This window comes from Streptomyces sp. NPDC091289, assembly GCF_044757365.1.
Classification (GTDB): domain Bacteria; phylum Actinomycetota; class Actinomycetes; order Streptomycetales; family Streptomycetaceae; genus Streptomyces.
In genome coordinates this window covers 1-16,422 of record NZ_JBIVUT010000006.1, presented here as the reverse complement: position 1 = coordinate 16,422, position 16,422 = coordinate 1, and the positions used below count along the sequence as shown (strand labels likewise).

Annotated in this window: 16 protein-coding genes and 1 tRNA gene; 6 read left to right on the top strand and 11 right to left on the bottom strand. The window is 73.1% G+C overall.

Annotated features, from left to right (window positions below):
- Positions 1-43: 43 nt before the first annotated feature.
- Together ACIQPT_RS09030 and ACIQPT_RS09025 are read right to left on the bottom strand one after the other, a co-directional pair.
- On the bottom strand, positions 44-913 hold the full coding sequence (locus tag ACIQPT_RS09030; protein ID WP_401154230.1) for an NAD(P)H-binding protein: 870 nt from the start codon (positions 911-913) through the stop codon (positions 44-46).
- Positions 914-1,057: 144 nt separating this feature from the next.
- Positions 1,058-1,131: transfer RNA gene (locus ACIQPT_RS09025), tRNA-Met, on the bottom strand.
- A 258-nt stretch (positions 1,132-1,389) separates the two neighbouring features.
- Here ACIQPT_RS09025 and ACIQPT_RS09020 point away from each other — a divergent pair.
- Complete coding sequence (locus ACIQPT_RS09020) at positions 1,390-3,618, top strand: acetate--CoA ligase family protein (protein ID WP_401154228.1); 2,229 nt, start codon at positions 1,390-1,392, stop codon at positions 3,616-3,618.
- On the top strand, positions 3,609-4,553 hold the full coding sequence (locus tag ACIQPT_RS09015; protein ID WP_401154226.1) for an enoyl-CoA hydratase/isomerase family protein: 945 nt from the start codon (positions 3,609-3,611) through the stop codon (positions 4,551-4,553). The genes ACIQPT_RS09020 and ACIQPT_RS09015 overlap by 10 nt, the downstream gene beginning before the upstream one ends.
- A 62-nt stretch (positions 4,554-4,615) precedes the next feature.
- Here the strand turns inward: ACIQPT_RS09015 and ACIQPT_RS09010 are convergent, their stop codons facing one another.
- Together ACIQPT_RS09010 and ACIQPT_RS09005 are read right to left on the bottom strand one after the other, a co-directional pair.
- Positions 4,616-5,551 carry a pyridoxamine 5'-phosphate oxidase family protein gene (locus tag ACIQPT_RS09010; RefSeq protein ID WP_401154225.1) on the bottom strand — a complete coding sequence of 312 codons (936 nt, stop codon included), beginning with the start codon at positions 5,549-5,551 and terminating at the stop codon, positions 4,616-4,618.
- Between the two features lie 27 nt (positions 5,552-5,578).
- Positions 5,579-6,034 carry a VOC family protein gene (locus ACIQPT_RS09005; RefSeq protein ID WP_401154223.1) on the bottom strand — a complete coding sequence of 152 codons (456 nt, stop codon included), beginning with the start codon at positions 6,032-6,034 and terminating at the stop codon, positions 5,579-5,581.
- Between the two features lie 171 nt (positions 6,035-6,205).
- Between ACIQPT_RS09005 and ACIQPT_RS09000 the strand changes: the two genes are divergently transcribed.
- On the top strand, positions 6,206-6,805 hold the full coding sequence (locus ACIQPT_RS09000; protein WP_401154221.1) for a CGNR zinc finger domain-containing protein: 600 nt from the start codon (positions 6,206-6,208) through the stop codon (positions 6,803-6,805).
- Positions 6,806-6,871: 66 nt separating this feature from the next.
- The gene (locus ACIQPT_RS08995; protein ID WP_401154653.1) at positions 6,872-7,480 is read left to right on the top strand and encodes a flavin reductase family protein; all 609 of its coding nucleotides are present in this window, start codon (positions 6,872-6,874) and stop codon (positions 7,478-7,480) included.
- A gap of 87 nt (positions 7,481-7,567) precedes the next feature.
- Here the strand turns inward: ACIQPT_RS08995 and ACIQPT_RS08990 are convergent, their stop codons facing one another.
- Positions 7,568-8,395, bottom strand: coding sequence for a helix-turn-helix domain-containing protein (locus ACIQPT_RS08990; RefSeq protein ID WP_401154219.1), 828 nt, complete (start codon positions 8,393-8,395; stop codon positions 7,568-7,570).
- A gap of 111 nt (positions 8,396-8,506) precedes the next feature.
- Here ACIQPT_RS08990 and ACIQPT_RS08985 point away from each other — a divergent pair, with 111 nt between their 5' ends.
- Positions 8,507-8,878, top strand: coding sequence for a cupin domain-containing protein (locus ACIQPT_RS08985; protein WP_401154217.1), 372 nt, complete (start codon positions 8,507-8,509; stop codon positions 8,876-8,878).
- Here ACIQPT_RS08985 and ACIQPT_RS08980 read toward each other — a convergent pair.
- The 3 genes from ACIQPT_RS08980 to ACIQPT_RS08970 all read right to left on the bottom strand — a co-directional run bounded on the left by ACIQPT_RS08980 (position 8,871) and on the right by ACIQPT_RS08970 (position 12,136).
- Positions 8,871-10,178 (bottom strand): MFS transporter, encoded by a 1,308-nt coding sequence (locus tag ACIQPT_RS08980; RefSeq protein WP_401154215.1) that lies wholly within the window; start codon positions 10,176-10,178, stop codon positions 8,871-8,873. The two genes, ACIQPT_RS08985 and ACIQPT_RS08980, sit on opposite strands and share 8 nt — an antisense overlap.
- Positions 10,179-10,376: 198 nt before the next feature.
- Positions 10,377-10,817, bottom strand: a complete 441-nt coding sequence (locus ACIQPT_RS08975) for a DUF2809 domain-containing protein (RefSeq protein ID WP_401154213.1) — start codon at positions 10,815-10,817, stop codon at positions 10,377-10,379.
- Positions 10,814-12,136, bottom strand: a complete 1,323-nt coding sequence (locus tag ACIQPT_RS08970; RefSeq protein ID WP_401154212.1) for an MFS transporter — start codon at positions 12,134-12,136, stop codon at positions 10,814-10,816. The genes ACIQPT_RS08975 and ACIQPT_RS08970 overlap by 4 nt, the downstream gene beginning before the upstream one ends.
- Before the next feature lie 73 nt (positions 12,137-12,209).
- Here ACIQPT_RS08970 and ACIQPT_RS08965 point away from each other — a divergent pair, with 73 nt between their 5' ends.
- Positions 12,210-13,205, top strand: coding sequence for a GlxA family transcriptional regulator (locus ACIQPT_RS08965; protein WP_401154652.1), 996 nt, complete (start codon positions 12,210-12,212; stop codon positions 13,203-13,205).
- An 18-nt stretch (positions 13,206-13,223) separates the two neighbouring features.
- Here ACIQPT_RS08965 and ACIQPT_RS08960 read toward each other — a convergent pair whose 3' ends face one another.
- The 3 genes from ACIQPT_RS08960 to ACIQPT_RS08950 form a co-directional block, all read right to left on the bottom strand.
- Positions 13,224-13,889, bottom strand: a complete 666-nt coding sequence (locus ACIQPT_RS08960) for a TetR/AcrR family transcriptional regulator (protein ID WP_401154210.1) — start codon at positions 13,887-13,889, stop codon at positions 13,224-13,226.
- Between the two features lie 143 nt (positions 13,890-14,032).
- Positions 14,033-15,082: a Zn-dependent alcohol dehydrogenase gene (locus tag ACIQPT_RS08955; RefSeq protein ID WP_401154209.1), complete on the bottom strand. Its 1,050-nt coding sequence runs from the start codon at positions 15,080-15,082 to the stop codon at positions 14,033-14,035.
- Positions 15,079-16,203 (bottom strand): acyl-CoA dehydrogenase family protein, encoded by a 1,125-nt coding sequence (locus ACIQPT_RS08950; protein WP_401154207.1) that lies wholly within the window; start codon positions 16,201-16,203, stop codon positions 15,079-15,081. The genes ACIQPT_RS08955 and ACIQPT_RS08950 overlap by 4 nt, the downstream gene beginning before the upstream one ends.
- Between the last annotated feature and the right edge of the window lie 219 nt (positions 16,204-16,422).

Genomic DNA, 16,422 nt, shown 5'->3' with positions numbered 1-16,422 from the left:
CCCCGTCAGCCCCGTACGCCCCGCTCAGCCCTACACCCCCCGCTCAGCCCCACACGCCCTTCGCCGCCGCGTCCCGGACGAAGTCGGCGAAGTCGCGCGGCTCCCGGCCGAGCGCCCGGCGCACCCCGTCCAGGACGGGCGCCTCCCGGCTCGTGGTGATCGGCTTCAGCGCGTCGGTCCAGAGGCCGGCCTCCTCGTCCGGGAAGCCCTGGGCGACGAGCCCGGCCCGGAACACGGCCGTCTCGACGGGGACGTACGCGGCGCGCTTCCCGGTCTCCTTCGCGATCTCGTCCAGGACATCGGCGATGCCGAGCGCGCGCGGGCCCGAGAGCCCGTACTCCTGGCCCGCGTGGCCGTCCTCGGTGAGCGCGGCGACGGCCACGTCCGCGATGTCGTCGGCGTCGACGAACGCGGCCCGCCCGTCCCCGGTGGGCAGCGCCAGTTCGCCGTCGCGTACGCCGTCGAGGAAGACGCCCTCGCTGAAGTTCTGGGCGAACCAGCCCGGCCGCAGGATCGTCCAGGTCACCCCGGAGGCGCGGACGGCCCGCTCGCCCTCGCCGTGCGGCCCGCCGTCCTCGTAACCGGGTCCGAAGTAGCCGGGCTCGTTCGTGCCCCGGGCCGAGAGCAGCACCAGCCGCCGCACCCCGCTCGCGACGGCCTGTTCGACGAAGGCGGGCGTCGGGGAGGGCGAGGCGTCGAGCGGGGTGATGTAGACGGCGGCGGCCCCGTCCAGGGCGGCCGCCCAGGTGGTGGGGTCCGTCCAGTCGAACGGGGTGTCGCCGGACCGTGAGGCCGCCCGGGTCTCCACCCCCAGCTCATGGAGGCGGGCCACCACCCGGCGGCCGGTCTTTCCGGTGCCGCCGGTCACGAGTACGGGGCCCTGCGCGGAGGAGGTCGTATCTGTCTGCGTCATGGCACCAGCCTCACCCGGCGGGGCGGCCCGCGCCCATGGCTCAGCGTCCGGGAGGGATGTCCGAGCGTCCGGCATCAGCCAGGGGGACGGTGAACGACCGAGGCCCGGATCCTTGCGGATCCGGGCCTCGGTCGTGTTCTTCAGTAGCGGGGACAGGATTTGAACCTGCGACCTCTGGGTTATGAGCCCAGCGAGCTACCGAGCTGCTCCACCCCGCGTCGGTAAACACCACCCTACGCCACGGAATGCCTCTCCGTGACCACGAGAGGTTCCCCCCGCACGACCGCCCGCACCGCCGACCGGTGATCACCCGGCGATCGCCGGGCGGTCCCCTGCGATCGCCGGGCGATCGCGCGAGCCTTTGCCTGCACACCCATTCCTGACGCAGCGTCAGTTCAGTAACCTGACAGGGTGTCAGCTAACCGGCCGGCCCCGCCCGTTCACCGGCGGGCCATCGAGCAGGAGTGGGCGGAACGATGCTTGGATCGACTCACGGCACCCTCACCACCGACTTCCGCGCCCGGGTGGTGGCCTGCGGCGAGGAGCCGCACGCCGCCGTCGTCAGCCTGCCGACGGCCTCGGCCCGGGGCGGCCTCGACGTCAGCGGGCGACCGCTGCACCTGACCGTGCCCGACCTGGACCGCTTCTTCCGGCCCCGATCGGTGGCCGTCGTCGGCGCATCGGACGCCGAGGGCCGCCCGAACACCGGCATCACCCGGCAGCTCATCGCCTGGGCCGAACGGGTCGGGGCCCGGCTCCACCCGGTGCACCCGACCCGGCGGACCGTGTTCGGCCACGCCTGCTTCCCCTCGGTCGCCGAGATCCCCGAGCCGGTCGACCTCGCGGTCCTCCTCGTCGCGGACCCGCTCCCGGTGATCGAGGAGCTGGGCGAGGCCAAGGTGCCCTTCGCCGTCGCCTTCGCCTCCGGGTTCGCCGAGACCGGGGAGGCGGGCGCGGCCGCCCAGGCCCGACTGGCGGCGGCCGTGGAACGCTCCGGACTGCGGCTCCTCGGACCGAACACCAACCTGAACGCCTTCGAGAAGTTCCAGGAGGACCTGGAAGGGCCCGCCATCGCCCTGATCACCCAGTCCGGGCACCAGGGCCGCCCGCTCCACGCCCTCCAGGAGCTGGGCATCCGGCTCTCGCACTGGGCCCCCACGGGCAACGAGGCCGATCTGGAGACCGCCGACTTCCTCGCGTACTTCGCGCAGCTCCCCGAGGTCGGGGCTATCGCCTGTTACGTGGAGGGGCTCAAGGACGGCCGTTCCTTCCTGCTCGCCGCCGACCGGGCCGCCCGCGCCAAGGTCCCCGTCGTCGCCGTGAAGGTGGGCCGCACGGAGGCCGGGGCCCGTACCGCCGCCTCGCACACCGGCAAGCTGACCGGGGCGGACCAGGTGGTGGACGCGGCGATGCGGCAGTTCGGGGTGATCCGGGTGAACGGCCTGGACGAGCTCCAGGACACCGCCGCCCTGCTGGCCCGCGCCCGCCCGCCGCAGGCCGAGGGGGTGGCCGTCTACTCCATCTCCGGCGGCACCGGCGCGCACTTCGCGGACCTGGCGACGGCGGCGGGACTCGCCCTGCCCGCCCTGTCGCCGGAGAAGCAGGCCGAACTGCACACCTGGATACCGGAGTACCTCAACGTCGCCAACCCCATCGACAACGGTGGCCACCCGGTCGGCGACTGGCGCGGCCGGAAGATCATCGACGCGATCCTCGCGGACCCGTCCGTCGGAGTGCTGATCTGCCCGATCACCGGCCCCTTCCCCCCGATGAGCGACCGGCTTGCCCAGGACCTGGCGGACGCGGCGGAAGCCACCGACAAGCTGGTCTGCGTGATCTGGGGCTCCCCCGTCGGCACCGAGGAGGCCTACCGCACCACACTGCTGGGCTCCTCCCGGCTCGCCACCTTCCGTACGTTCGGCAACTGCGTCACCGCCGTGAAGGCCTACCTGGACCACCACCGCTTCACCGACCGCTACCGCTCCCCCTTCGAGGACGCCCCCCGCACCCCGTCGCCCTCCTTCCGCAAGGCGCAGGGCCTGCTGCGGCCGGGGCAGCAGCTCAGCGAGCACGCGGCGAAGCAGCTCCTGCGCGCGTACGGGATCCGGGTGCCGCGCGAGCAGCTGGTGACCAGCGCGGCGGCCGCGGTCCGGGCGGCGGGTCCGGTCGGCTACCCGGTGGTGATGAAGGCGTCCGGCCCCCGGCTCACCCACAAGACGGAGCTGGGCCTGGTGAAGGTCGGCCTCACCTCGGCCAGCCAGGTCCGGGACGCCTACCGCGAGCTGACCGACATCGCCCGGTACGAAGCGGTGGACCTGGACGGCATCCTGGTCTGCCAGATGATCGACCGGGGCGTGGAGATGATGGTCGGGGTCACCCACGACGCCCTCTTCGGCCCGACCGTCACGGTGGGCCTCGGCGGAGTGCTGGTGGAGGTGCTGCACGACGCGGCGGTCCGGGTGCCGCCGTTCGGCGAGCAGCAGGCCCGGGACATGCTCGGCGAGCTGCGCGGCCGGGCCCTGCTGGAGGGGGTGCGCGGCGGGCCGCCCGTCGATGTGGACGCCCTCGTCGAAGTGGTGCTGCGGGTGCAGCGCATGGCCCTGGAGCTGGGCGACGACCTGACCGAGCTGGACATCAACCCGCTGGTGGTGCTGGGCCGGGGGCAGGGTGCGGTGGCCCTGGACGCGCTGGCGGTGTGCCGGTGAGCGGGGAGGCGGCAGGGGCCGCTCCCCAGGACGGGGCGGAGGCCGCTCCTCAGGACCGGGCAGGGGCCGTCCCCCAGGACCGGGCAGGGGCCGCCGCCCAGGAAGCGGCCGTTCCACACGCGACCGTTCCGCACGCGACCGTTCCGCACGCGACCGTTCTGCACGCGCTCGACGGCGGCGTCTCATGGATCACCCTCAACCGGCCCGAGGCCATGAACGCCGTCACCTGGGACCAGCGGGAGCGGATCATCGCCCTGCTGACCGAGGCCTCCGCCGACCCCGGCGTACGGGCCGTCGTGCTCACCGCCACCGGCCGGGGCTTCTGCGCGGGCGCGGATCTGCGCGGCACCCCGGCCCCCACCCGCGAACGGGTCCCCGGGGACGTCGCCCGGACCATCCGGCTCGGCGCGCAACGCCTCATCGCCGCCGTGCTCGACTGCGAGAAGCCGGTGATCGCCGCCGTCAACGGGACGGCGGCCGGCATCGGCGCGCATCTGGCGTTCGCCTGCGATCTGGTCCTGGCGGCCGACACGGCGAAGTTCATCGAGGTCTTCGTACGCCGGGGGCTCGTCCCGGACGGCGGCGGCGCGTATCTGCTGCCCCGGCTGGTGGGCCCGCAGCGCGCCAAGGAGCTGATGTTCTTCGGCGACGCCCTCACGGCGGCGGACGCGGAGCGGCTGGGCCTGGTCAACCGGGCGGTCCCGGCAGGCGAGTTGGAGGCGCTGGCCAAGGAGTGGGCCGGCCGGCTGGCCGACGGACCCACCCGGGCCCTCGCCCTGACCAAGCAGCTGGTGAACGCCTCCCTGGACGGCGACCGGGCCACGGCGTTCGCGGCGGAGGCGGCGGCCCAGGAGATCAACATGACCACGCGCGACGCCAACGAGGGCGTGGCGTCCTTCGTCGGGCGCCGGTCGCCGGAGTACCGGGGCTACTGAGCCGGGGCACCGTGGGTACCGAGCCAGACCTCCCGGGGGGTACTGAGCCGGAGCACCGGGGATCAGCCCGCCACCGGCGGGTTGAAGCGGTGGAATTCGGGTTCCGACCAGCGCAGCGGGGAGGCCGCCACGACCTCCCGTACGGCGGTGACCTCGAACTCCACGAGGCGTTCCGCCCCCGGCACCCGAGCCACCTCCTCCACGTCCCAGACCGTGCGGGCGAAGCCGGTCAGATGGAGGGAGGTCCCGGTGTCCCAGCCGGGGACGAGGAGACCGGCGGCCGGGTTGAGTTCGAGGTTGCCCAGGGTCAGGAACATGCCGTTGCCCGCGTAGTCGGGCCAGCGCAGCAGCCGGGGCGTGAGCACCTGGACGAAGCCCGGGTTGCCGCCCCGGTGCGAGGCGTCGGCGTCGCCCCGGTCGGAGGCGGTGGCGACGAAGAAGGTGTCGGCGGCCCGCAGCGCCTCCTGCTGCGCGGGGCTCAGCGCGTCGCCGTCCGTGACCGTGTGCCGCTGCCCGCCCTCCTCGCCCGGAGCGACCGTGCGGTGTTCGCGCACCTGGATGTACTTGGGGCAGTTGGCGACGGCCTCGTCGAGGTCGACGCGGAGTCCGTCCCCGTTACGGACCGCCCGGCCGTTCATCCGCATCCGGCGACGGGTGGCCGGTTCGATGGCGATCATGCCGATCCGGGCGGGGTCGGCCTCCTCCGTGCCGGCGCCGGACAGCAGACCGGCCAGGGGGTCGTCGGGCGGCGGCAGGGCCCTGACGACCAGGCTGTCCGGCGTGGGGACGCTCAGGAATCCCGGTTCGCCGGTGAGCTGGGTCGCCCAGATCCGCCCCCGCTCGTCCGCGCCGCCGACCACCAGGAAGGGCTGCCGGCCGAGGAAGTCCGCCGCCACCTCGGGGATGTCGGAGCGGATGGCCCGCTGCGCGCTCGCCGCCCGTCGCGCGAGCCCCGCCCGCTCCTGCACGGCGACCTCACCCCGGTGATATCCGCTCATTTCCTGCACCTTGCCCTTCTGCTGGTCCTAGAAGAAGCCGCAGGTGGGAGCACCTGCGGTCGGTGCGTCCGCCGGGTCCGCCCCGGAGGGCGCGTAGACCTCCAGGCGGATGCCGTCGGGGTCGGTGAAGAAGATGCCGCCCGAGGTGCCGCTCTCGCCGTGCGGTACGACGCCCTCGTGGGCGAACTCCGCGCCCAGCCCGCGCAGGACCTCTTCGGTGGCCCGGACCTCCTCGACGGAGTCCACTTGGAACGAGAGGTGGTGGAGACCGGGGAGGGCCGTCGCGAACGCGCCCTCGCTCTGCTGCCACAGGGTCACCACGAGCCGGGAGTCGCGCCCCAGGAAAGCCCAGCGGCGATCGGCGTCCTTCCCTTCGGCCAGCACCTCGAAGTCGAAGACCTCGCGGTAGAAGGCGGCCGAGCGCTCCAGGTCGGTGACGTTGAGGCCGACGTGGCCGGTCTGGAGGTTCTTCGCCTTGCTCATGGTCGATCCCGTTCCTTCGGTCAGGGCCGCGAGGGAAACTCTCGTAACCGTTGTTATCGAGTTTGGGGGTTAGAAGAGGCAGCGTCAACCGGTGATCTTCGTTTGGCTGGTTATGCTCGACAGAACAGCCGCCCCCGCCCGCCTCCCCCGCGTGACGGAAGGAGCCCAGCCGTGCCCCACCCCTCCGGCGCCGACCCCCGGCCGCTGACCGGCGAGCCGCTCGCCATCGACCTGCTCAACACCCGCTGGATCGACGGGGACGGCCCGCACGACCTGCTGGACTCCGTGACCGGCCTGGCCGTCTGGCTGGACAGCCCCCCGGTACGCGAACACCTCGGCCCCGACCCCGCCCCCGCCGCCGTCCCCACCGCCGACCGCGCCACGCTGGACCGGCTACTCCTGGCCCGCACCGCCCTCGACGCCCTGGCCACCACGGCCGTCCTCCGCGATCCGGCCACCCCCGAGCAGGCCGCCCGGCTGAACGAGGTCCTCCGCCACGGGCGCATCCGCCGCGCACTGGGGCCCGACGGGGCGCCGGAGTCCGTGGTGGAGGTGGACGAGCCGTCCTGGCTGCCCGCCTGGTACGCGGCGGAGAACTGGCTGCGCCTGGCCGTGGACCGGCCCGACCGCATCCGCTCCTGCGCGAACGACGCCTGCGTCCTGCACTTCCACGACGTGTCCAAGAACGGCACGCGCCGCTGGTGCTCCATGGCGGGCTGCGGCAACCGCGCGAAGGCGCAACGCCACTACGCCCGGCGCTCCGGCACCTGACCGTCCGCACGGGTTCACATCTGACGAGTCGTCAGTTCTAATGGAAGGGTGATGGGACACGCAGGCATGGCCGCCACCGCCGTCCGGTACCTCAGGTCCGTCGGCGCCGCCACGACCGCCGCACCGGCGGCTCCCTCAGGTCCGCCCGAGGCGCTGCCCCGGCCGGACCTGAGGGCCGTCCGGGACGACGAACGGCCGCCCGTCGCCCCGGGTGAATTTCGGCGCGTGCTGGGGCACTTCGCCAGCGGCGTCACCGTGATCACCGCACGCGACGCGGACGGCCCGACGGGCTTCGCCTGCCAGTCCTTCGCCTCGCTCTCGCTGGACCCGCCGCTGGTGTCCTTCATGGTCGCCCGTACGTCGACGACCTGGCCGCGCATCGCCCGCGCCGGGGTGTTCTGCGTGAACATCCTGGGGGCCGGACAGGGCGCGCTGTGCCGGGGGTTCGCGGTGAGCGGGGCCGACAAGTTCGCGGGCGTGGCCCACGAGGACGCCCCGGCGACCGGGTCACCGCTGCTGGACTCCGTACCCGCCTGGATCGACTGCCGTATCCACGCCGTCCACACCGGCGGCGACCATCTCATCGTGGTCGGCCGGGTGGAGGCCCTGGGGGCGGTGGCGGAGGGCGAACCCCTTCTCTTCCACCGGGGGGCGTTCGGCCGGTTCAGCCACTGACGCAGTGACCGGGACGGTTCGCCGGGTCGGAGATCGCGTCGGGGGCTCCTGGGCCGGCCGACCGGGTCGGGTGCGTCCGGTACGGCCTCAGGGCGCATCTCTCCGGAGTTGGCGAGTTTCCGCGTAGCGTCCGGGCGTGGTGCCCACATGACGCGTGAAGTGCCGATTCAGGTGGGCCTGATCGTGGAATCCGACGGTTGTGGCGACCTGGGCCGGTCGGAGGCCTTGGAGCAGGAGCTTGCGTGCCCGGTCGATGCGTTTGCCGGTGAGGTAGGTGTGCGGTGGCAGGCCGTAGGTCTGCTTGAAGCAGCGGATCAGGTGGGTGGGGTGGGCGTGCAGAGTGGCGGCGGCCTCGTGCAGGGATATACCGGCGGATATCCGGGAGTCCAGTAGTTCGCGCAATCCGGCCGCCAGTCGGTTCGCCTCGCGGCCTGCCGCGAGGGACTGAAGCGCGTCGAGGTGAACGTGGAGGCGTTCACGGATGAAGGAGAGGCGGGACTCGGCTTCGAACTCTTCTCCCGTTCGGCCGAGGGAAACGTGCAGCTGGTGGATCCGGTGGCGCAGCAGTTCATCATCGAGGACCGGGCCGTCCACCGCAGCGCCGGCCAATCGCTGTGGAAGTACGGAGTCATCGAGGTAGAGAACGCGCTTGCGGAAGCCTGCGGCGGTGACCGTCCGGCCGTCGTGGGGGACGCCCGGAGGCAGCAGGAGGACGCCGGCCGCGCCGGTCGCTCCATGGCGGCGGCGGTCGAGCGCGAAGTCGACCGCACCGTCATCGAGGATCATCAGGTCCCACGTGTCGTGGGTGTGGGCCGGATACGCGTGGTCGGTGAAGTGCGCGTGGAAGACCTCCGCGATCCCCGGAACCGACGGCCGCCAGGCGCTGATGGTCGAGCGGGGGCGTTCTGCGGTCATGCCAGGAACGTACAAGACCAGCACAGTCCGAGGACGGCAGGCTCGTACCACCAGCCGGACAGCGGGAGGCAGAAGCTTCCTGAACTACCGGCCCTGAGGAAGGAACGCCGTATGTCCACGTTTCCTGTCGCCGTCAACCTCGCCGACAAGCTTGCGCAGTTCAGCGAGTTGTGGACACAGAAGAAGGTGGCAGACCTCACCCACTACGAGGTCAAGCTGGCGAAGCTGAAGGGGGAGTTCGTCTGGCACAGCCACGAGCACACCGATGAACTGTTCCTGGTCATCAGCGGGCGGCTCACCATCCAGCTCAGGGATGACGATGTGGTACTGGGACCCGGTGAGTTGTTCGTGGTTCCCCGGGGTGTCGAACACTGCCCCGTGGCGGATGAAGAGACAGCCGTCCTGCTGTTCGAACCGGCTGGAACCATCAACACCGGTGACGCTGGAGGGCCGATGACCAAGGCTGCCGAGACCCTCAACTAGCGGCGCGCCGCCGCCGGATCACCAACGACATCAGCGCCGCCACCGCGCACAGCGCCCCCGACGCGTACCAGACCACGTCGTAGCTGCCGAAGACGTCCCGCGCGACCCCGCCGAGGAACGCCACCACGGCCGCGCCCACCTGGTGCGAGGCCAGCACCCAGCCGAAGACGATCGCGCTGTCATCGCCGTACTGCTCCCGGCAGAGCGCCAGCGTCGGCGGGACCGTGGCGACCCAGTCGAGACCGTAGAACACGATGAAGAAGATCATCGGCGGCTGCACCTCGGGCGCCATCAGCATCGGCAGGAACAGCAGGGAGATCCCGCGCAGCGCGTAGTAGACGGCGAGCAGTCGGCGGGCGTCGAAGCGGTCGGTGAGCCAGCCAGAGAAGATCGTGCCGACGACGTCGAAGACCCCGATCACCGCGAGCAGTGAGGCCGCCGCCGTGATCGGCATGCCGTGATCGTGGGCGGAGGGGACGAAGTGGGTGCGGATCAGGCCGTTGGTGGAGGCCCCGCAGATCGCGAAGGTGCCCGCGAGCAGCCAGAACGGGCCGGTGCGGGCCGCGTCGAACAGCACCCGCACCGTCCGGCGCGCGGCACCCCGGGCCGGCGCGGGCTTGGGCACGAAGTCCCCGCCGTACGGGGCGAGCCCCACATCGGCCGGGTGGTCGCGCATCAGCAGCCAGACGAACGGGACGACGACGAGGGCGGCCAGGGCGACGGTGACCGAGGCGGGCCGCCAGCCGTGTGCGTCGACGATCCACGCGCAGAGCGGGAGGAAGACGAGCTGCCCGGAGGCCCCCGCCGCGGTGAGGATGCCGGTGACCAGGCCCCGGCGGGCCACGAACCAGCGGTTGGTGACGGTCGCGGCGAACGCCATCGCCATCGACCCGGTGCCGAGGCCGACCAGCAGGCCCCAATAGATCATCAGCTGCCAGGAGGCGGTCATCCAGACACTGGCGACCGCCCCGGCCGCCACCATGGTGAGCGCGATCGCCACGACCCGCCGGATGCCGAAGCGGTCCATGAGCGCGGCGGCGAACGGCGCGGTCAGCCCGTACAGCGCCATGTCGATGGAGACCGCGAGCCCGATCTCGCCCCGCGACCAGCCGAATTCGGTGTGGAGCGGGTCGATGAGCAGTCCGGGCAGGGAGTTGAACGCCGCGCCGCCGATGATCGTCACGAAGGTGACGGCGGCGACGATCCACGCCCGGTGGATACGCGGGCGTCGACGGCCGGGCGCCTCGCGGGGCGGCCGCCGGTCGTCGTCCCGGGCGGCGCTTTCGATGGTCTCGGTCACGTGGACCAGCTTCTTGGCCTGCGGCTTTCGCTACGAGTGGCCTGAAGGACATGGTTCGCAGAGATCGGGCCACCGCCCGAAGCACGGAAGACCGGCGGCGTTCGGAGGACCGGAGGACCGGAGCCCCGCGCGCAGCTTCGCCGTCGACCGGCGGACCGGGCGGGTCAGGGGACCGGGCGGGTCAGCGGGCCGGTTGGGTCAGCGGCGGGGCCGGGTGGCCCCCACCTGGACGGCCCAGGCCGCCGCCGCGCCCACCGCGTACCAGAGCAGGTCCGGTGCGTTGAAGGTCGAGCCGAGCACCAGCCGGGCCGCCGTGCTGTGCGCCGACAGCTCCGCCGGTACGCCGGTGAGCTGCGCGAACTCCACCGCCCAGCTCACCGCCAGCGCCGTGGCGGCCACCGCGGCCGGCCGCGCGCGGGGCGCGCAGAAGGCGACGAGGGCGCAGAGCAGCACCGTGTAGAGCGCGCTCCCCGCGTACTTGGCGAAGGCGCCGTCCGCCCCGGCGCGCACGGCGAGCCCCGCGGCGACGGTGACGACGGCCGCCCCCGCCGCGACCGCACGCACCGCGAACGCACGGACCGCGTACGGCCGGACCGTGGAATCGCCAACGGGTCCCGCGGGCCGGGCCGGGGTCCTCATACGCTCCCGATCCGCTGGAGCTGCCGGATCGGCCGGGCCACCAACAGCACCGCCACCACCCCTATGTTGATCACGGCCGCCGCCACCAGCAGCTCCGGCGCCCCGACCGCCTCGGCCACCGGGCCCGCCAGGGCGCGGCCCGCCGCGACCATCAGGAGCGAGCCCGCCACATCGTAAGCGTGCAGCCGGTTCAGGGCTTCCGGCGGGACATGCGTCTGGACCGTCGTGGACCACATCACCAGCCAGAACGCGGCCGATCCGCCGGCCAGCAGCTGTCCCGCCGCCAGCACCGGCACCGGCATCCCGAGCGCCAACACCACCAGGCTCACCGCCACCAGCGGCAGCGCCACCGCCCCGGCCGCCAGCGGGTGCGACGGGCGCAGCCGCAGGGCGAGGAGGCCGCCGACGACGCTGCCCGCCCCGTTCACCGCCATCAGCATCCCGTACGCCCCCGAGCCGTGCGCCTCGGTGACCAGGACGGCGGTCAGCGGGAGCATCGGGCCGAGGACGGCGAAGCCGTACACCGTCCAGACCGCGATCACCCCCCACAGCCAGGACCGGGCCCGGAACTCCCGCCACCCGCCGACCAGTTCGGCGGCGAACGTGCCGCGTACCGCGTCGTCGTGCGGGGCCGGGGCCAGCCGCATCAGGAAGAGGCAGGCGCCGGAGACCGCGAAGGTCGCCGCGTTCGCCGCGTAGACGGCCCCGGCGCTGGCGAGGCCGACGAGCGCCCCGGCGAAGGCGGGCCCGGCCATGGTCATCAGCGCCTCGGCGACCCGCAGGACGGCGTTGGCGCGCTGGACGTCGGTGGAGACGCGCGGCACGGTCGAGGCGACCCCGGGCTGGAAGAGCGCCGCGCCGACGCCGGCCACCGAGCTGAGGACGTACACCGCCCACAGCGGCGGGTTGCCGGTCGCGAAGGTCACGGCCAGCACGGAGGCGCCGATCAGCCGCAGCGCGTCGGCGATGATCATCATGCGGCGCGGGGTGAACCGGTCGGCGAGCACCCCGCCGAACAGGACGAACACCGCCAGCGGCCCCATCCAGGCGGCGAGCGCGAAGCCGACCGACGAGGCGGGCCGTCCCGCGCCCAGCAGCCCGGCGGTCAGGGCCACCGGGATCATGCCGTCGCCGAAGAGCGCGACCGTACGGGCCACGAAGAAGTAGCGGAAGTTACGGTTCCAGAGCCCTGCGGGACCGGGGCCGGAGAGACCGGGCGACGGCAGGGGCGGGAGCGGGCCCGGAGGCAGCGGCGGCGGGGACGTTCGGGTGTCACGGTCCGCGTCGGGAATGGACGCGGGCTCTGTCGGCTTCTCCATCACGTCGCTAACCTGTACCAGCTCGTGGTCTATACCACTACAGGAATTTCCTGTGATCTTCGAGGAGGCCGCCGTGCCGCACCGCGTCGTCGTTCTGGCCCTCGACGGGCTGCTCCCCTTCGAACTGGGTATTCCGCAGCGGATCTTCGGCCGCTCCATCGGCACGGACTCGGGCGGCGAGGGCGGCCGAAAGCTCTACGACGTAGTGACCTGCTCCATCCGCCCGCCGGGACCCGTCCGGACCGACGCGGACTTCTCGATCCTCGTGGAGCACGGCCCGGAGGCCCTCGCCACCGCCGACACGGTGGTCGTCCCCGCCTCCTACGAGCTGGGCCCGGTCTTCGAGGAGGGCCGGCTCACCGAGGAGCTGGCCGCCGCGCTCGCCCTCGTCCGGCCCGGCACCCGGATGGTCTCCATCTGCACCGGCAGCTACGTCCTGGCGGCGGCCGGATATCTCGACGGCCGCCCCGCCACCACGCACTGGTCGTCCGCCGACCACTTCCAGCGGACCTTCCCGCAGGTCCGCGTCGACCCGGACGTCCTGTTCATCGACGACGGCGACGTCCTCACCTCCGCCGGGGTCGCCGCCGGGATCGACCTCTGCCTGCACCTCGTGCGGCGCGACCACGGGACGGCCGTGGCCAACGAGATCGCCCGCCGCACGGTCGTGCCCCCGCACCGGGACGGCGGGCAGGCGCAGTACATCCACCGGCCCGTCCCCGAACCGCAGTTCGCGACCACGACCGCCGCCCGGGCCTGGGCACTGGCCCGGCTGGAGCGGCCGATCCTGCTGCGGGACATGGCGGAGCAGGAGGCGATGAGCGTACGGACGTTCACGCGCCGCTTCCGCGAGGAGGTCGGGATCAGCCCCGGCCAGTGGCTCACCCAGCAGCGGGTGGAACGGGCCCGGCAGCTGCTGGAGTCGACGGACCTGTCGATCGACCAGGTGGCCCGGGACGCGGGCTTCGGCACGGCGACCTCGCTGCGCCAGCACCTCCAGGCGGCCCTGGGGGTTCCGCCGACGGTCTACCGGCGTACGTTCCGGTCCTCGGCGGACACCGTTTCCTGAGGCTTCGGGGCTCAGGCCTCAGCCCCGCCGCGCCACCAGGTCGTCCAGTTCGGCCCGGAAGAACAGGGAGGGGTCGAAGGCCATGCCGGTGAAGTGACCGGCCAGCTCCAGGGACAGCACCCCGTGCAGCCGGGTCCAGAACGTGAGGGCCCGGTGGAGGGTCGCGGGCGGAGCCGGGTGGCCGCCGGCCCAGTCGCGGTGGTCCTCCAGGTGGGCGGCGAACGGAGTGGCGGGCGCGTCCGGTTCGAGGGCCGCGCAGGCGGTCAGCAGGTCGGCCATGATCTCCTGCGAGATGCCGGTGATCTCCTCGGGCGCGTGGTAGCCGGGGACGGGGGTGCCGTAGATGAGGAAGTACCGGTGGGGATCCGCCAGGGCCCAGTCGCGCAGGACGTGCGCGAGTCCGGCCAGGTCCGCACCGTCGGCGGCGGCCGCGCGGACGGCGTCGGCGAGGCTGCGGTACGCGTCCCGGATCAGCTCGGTGATCAGCTCGTCACGGCCGGCGAAGTAGCGGTAGAGCGCGGGACCGCTCACGCCCATCTGCTTGGCGATCGCGTTGAGGGAGAGCGCGGAGGCGCCCGCCTCGGCGATCTGCTTCCAGGCGTGTTCCTTGATCTCCGTGCGCACCTGGGCGCGGTAGCGCTCGCGCGGGGTCGTCGCACCGGCCTTCGTGATCTTCTCCGCCATGGTCCGCCGCCTTCCCCGCCGACCTCAAGCTACCTACTCAAAGTTTCGTTAGAAGGTATCACGTCAGCCATTGACCACCCGGCTCGGCGAACTGAGGACTGCCGCCGAGGCCCCGTCGTGCCCCGGCGACCGACCCGGAAGGCTCAGAAGACCAGCACCCCCCGGGCCACCCGCCCGTGGTGCGCGTCGTCGGCCGCCTTGGCGAAGTCCTCCACCGGGTACGTCTCCGTCACCAGCTCGTCCAGCAGGAGCCGGCCCTCCCGGTAGAGGTCCGCGTACAGGGCGATGTCCCGCTGCGGCCGCGAGGACCCGTAGCGGCAGCCGAGGATCGACTTGTCCAGGTACATCGAGGAGACCAGGAACGACGCCTCGGCGCTCGCCGCCGGTACGCCGAGCAGGATCGCCTGGCCGTGCCGGTCGAGCAGGTCGATCGCCTGGCGGATCAGCTCGGTGCGGCCGACGCACTCGAAGGCGTGGTCGGCCCCGTCGGGGAGGATGTCCCGCACCCCTTCGGTGCTCGTCAGGAAGTGCGTGGCGCCGAACTGCCGGGCCACCGCCTCCTTCGCCGGGTTGCTGTCGACGGCGACGACGGTGAGCGCACCGGCCAGCCGGGCCCCCTGGAGCACGTTGAGGCCGATGCCGCCGGTGCCGATGACCACGACGCTGTCGCCCCGGTCGACCTTGGCCCGGTTGAGGACCGCCCCGACGCCGGTGAGCACCCCGCAGCCGATCAGGGCGGCGGAGGTGAGGGGCAGATCGGCCGGGATCTTGACGGCCTGGACGGCGCGCACCACCGTACGTTCCGCGAAAGCGGAGTTGGAGGCGAACTGGAACAGCGGCTTCCCGCCCCGCGAGAACGGCCGGCCCGGACGCCCGATCGCCTTGCGGCACATGGTCGGCCTGCCCCGGTCGCACTGGGCGCAGGCCCCGCAGTTGGCGAGGGTGGACAGCGCGACATGATCACCGGGCCGTACGTGGACGACGCCCGGCCCGACCGCTTCCACCACGCCCGCGCCCTCGTGGCCGAGCACGACGGGGACCGGGAAGGGGATCGTGCCGTCGACCACCGACAGATCGCTGTGGCAGAGTCCGGCGGCGGCGACCGCCACCAGCACCTCCCCGGGGCCCGGGTCGCGTATCTCCAGGTCGTCGACGACCTCGGTCCGTGTGCCGTCGAAGACGACGCCTCTCATCTGGGCTCCCTCGGTAGGCCGAGCACCCGCTCGGCGATGATGTTCCGCTGGATCTCGTCGGAGCCGCCGTAGATGGTGTCGGCCCGGCTGAAGAGGAACAGGTGCTGTGCGGGGTTGAGTTCGTAGGGCCGCTCCGCCGACCAGGGCTCCGGCCCGACGGCCCCGGCCTCCCCTGCCACCTGTACGGCCAGTTCGCCGAGCCGCTGGTGCCAGCCGCCCCACAGCAGCTTCGCCACACTGGGCGCGCCCGGGTCGCCGGTGGAGCCGAGGGTGCGCAGGGCGTGCCGGCGCATGGTGTCCAGCTCGGCCCACTGACGGACGAGCCGGGCCCTGATGTCCGGGTCCTCGGCGGCCCCGCTCGCCACGGCGGCGGCGACCACCCGGTCCAGCTCCTGGGCGAACCCGATCTGCTGGGCGAGGGTGGAGACCCCGCGCTCCAGGGCGAGGAGGCCCATGGCGACCTGCCAGCCGTTGCCCTCGCCGCCGACGACCTCGGTGGCCCGCGCCCCGTCGAGGAACACCTCGTTGAACTCGCTGGTCCCCGTCAGCTGCCGGATCGGCCGGACCTCGATCCTGCCCGGCTGGTCCATCTCCACGAGGAGGAAGGAGAGCCCGTGGTGGCGGGTGGAGCCGGGGTCGGTGCGGGCGAGGACGAAGCACCAGTCGGCGTCCAGGGCCAGCGAGGTCCAGATCTTCTGCCCGGTCACGGTGTACCCGCCGGCCCCGTCCGGTACGGCGGCGGTCCGCACCCCGGCGAGGTCGGAGCCCGCGCCCGGTTCGCTGTACCCCTGGCACCAGAGGGTCTCCCCGCGTGCGACGGGGGGCAGATGGCGGTTCTTCTGCTCCTCGGTGCCGTAGGTGATCAGGGTCGGGGCGAGGAGGTTCTCCCCGATGTGGCCCATCCGGGCGGGTGCTCCGGAGCGGGCGTACTCCTCGGCCCAGACGACCTGTTCGGTGAGGGTGGCGCGGCGGTTGCCGTAGCTCTCGCCGTCCTTGCCGGGCCAGCCGATCCCGATCCAGCCGGCCTTCCCCAACTCGCGTTCCCACGCGCGGGGGTCGGGGGCGGGGGTGTCGGTGAGGTGGCTTCGCAGCCAGGTGCGTGCCCGCGTACGAAAGTCCATGCGTGCCTCCAGAAATCAAGCCTCTCCGGCGATTGAGGAGCGGGGTCCGGGGCCGCGCCCCGGGGGGGGGGGGGGGGGGGGGGGGGGGGGGGGCCCGGGGGGGCCGCGGGCGGGGGGGGGGGGCCCCCCCCGCGGGGGGGGGCCCCCGCCCCGTACGCCGGGGCCGGGGGGCTCAGACGGCCGCCGGCTCCGGCTCGGGAGCGCCCTGGTCCACCGGTT

Excerpts from the sequence above, each read along its gene's own strand:
- ACIQPT_RS08995 (WP_401154653.1), top strand. The coding sequence starts at position 6,872 with ATGGCCGCCACCGCCGTCCGGTACCTCAGGTCCGTCGGCGCCGCCACG.
- ACIQPT_RS08955 (WP_401154209.1), bottom strand. The coding sequence starts at position 15,082 with ATGAGAGGCGTCGTCTTCGACGGCACACGGACCGAGGTCGTCGACGAC.
- ACIQPT_RS08975 (WP_401154213.1), bottom strand. The coding sequence starts at position 10,817 with ATGAGGACCCCGGCCCGGCCCGCGGGACCCGTTGGCGATTCCACGGTC.
- ACIQPT_RS08950 (WP_401154207.1), bottom strand. The coding sequence starts at position 16,203 with ATGGACTTTCGTACGCGGGCACGCACCTGGCTGCGAAGCCACCTCACC.
- ACIQPT_RS08985 (WP_401154217.1), top strand. The coding sequence starts at position 8,507 with ATGTCCACGTTTCCTGTCGCCGTCAACCTCGCCGACAAGCTTGCGCAG.
- ACIQPT_RS09005 (WP_401154223.1), bottom strand. The coding sequence starts at position 6,034 with ATGAGCAAGGCGAAGAACCTCCAGACCGGCCACGTCGGCCTCAACGTC.
- ACIQPT_RS09030 (WP_401154230.1), bottom strand. The coding sequence starts at position 913 with ATGACGCAGACAGATACGACCTCCTCCGCGCAGGGCCCCGTACTCGTG.
- ACIQPT_RS09020 (WP_401154228.1), top strand. The coding sequence starts at position 1,390 with ATGCTTGGATCGACTCACGGCACCCTCACCACCGACTTCCGCGCCCGG.
- ACIQPT_RS08960 (WP_401154210.1), bottom strand. The coding sequence starts at position 13,889 with ATGGCGGAGAAGATCACGAAGGCCGGTGCGACGACCCCGCGCGAGCGC.
- ACIQPT_RS08990 (WP_401154219.1), bottom strand. The coding sequence starts at position 8,395 with ATGACCGCAGAACGCCCCCGCTCGACCATCAGCGCCTGGCGGCCGTCG.
- ACIQPT_RS09010 (WP_401154225.1), bottom strand. The coding sequence starts at position 5,551 with ATGAGCGGATATCACCGGGGTGAGGTCGCCGTGCAGGAGCGGGCGGGG.
- ACIQPT_RS08970 (WP_401154212.1), bottom strand. The coding sequence starts at position 12,136 with ATGGAGAAGCCGACAGAGCCCGCGTCCATTCCCGACGCGGACCGTGAC.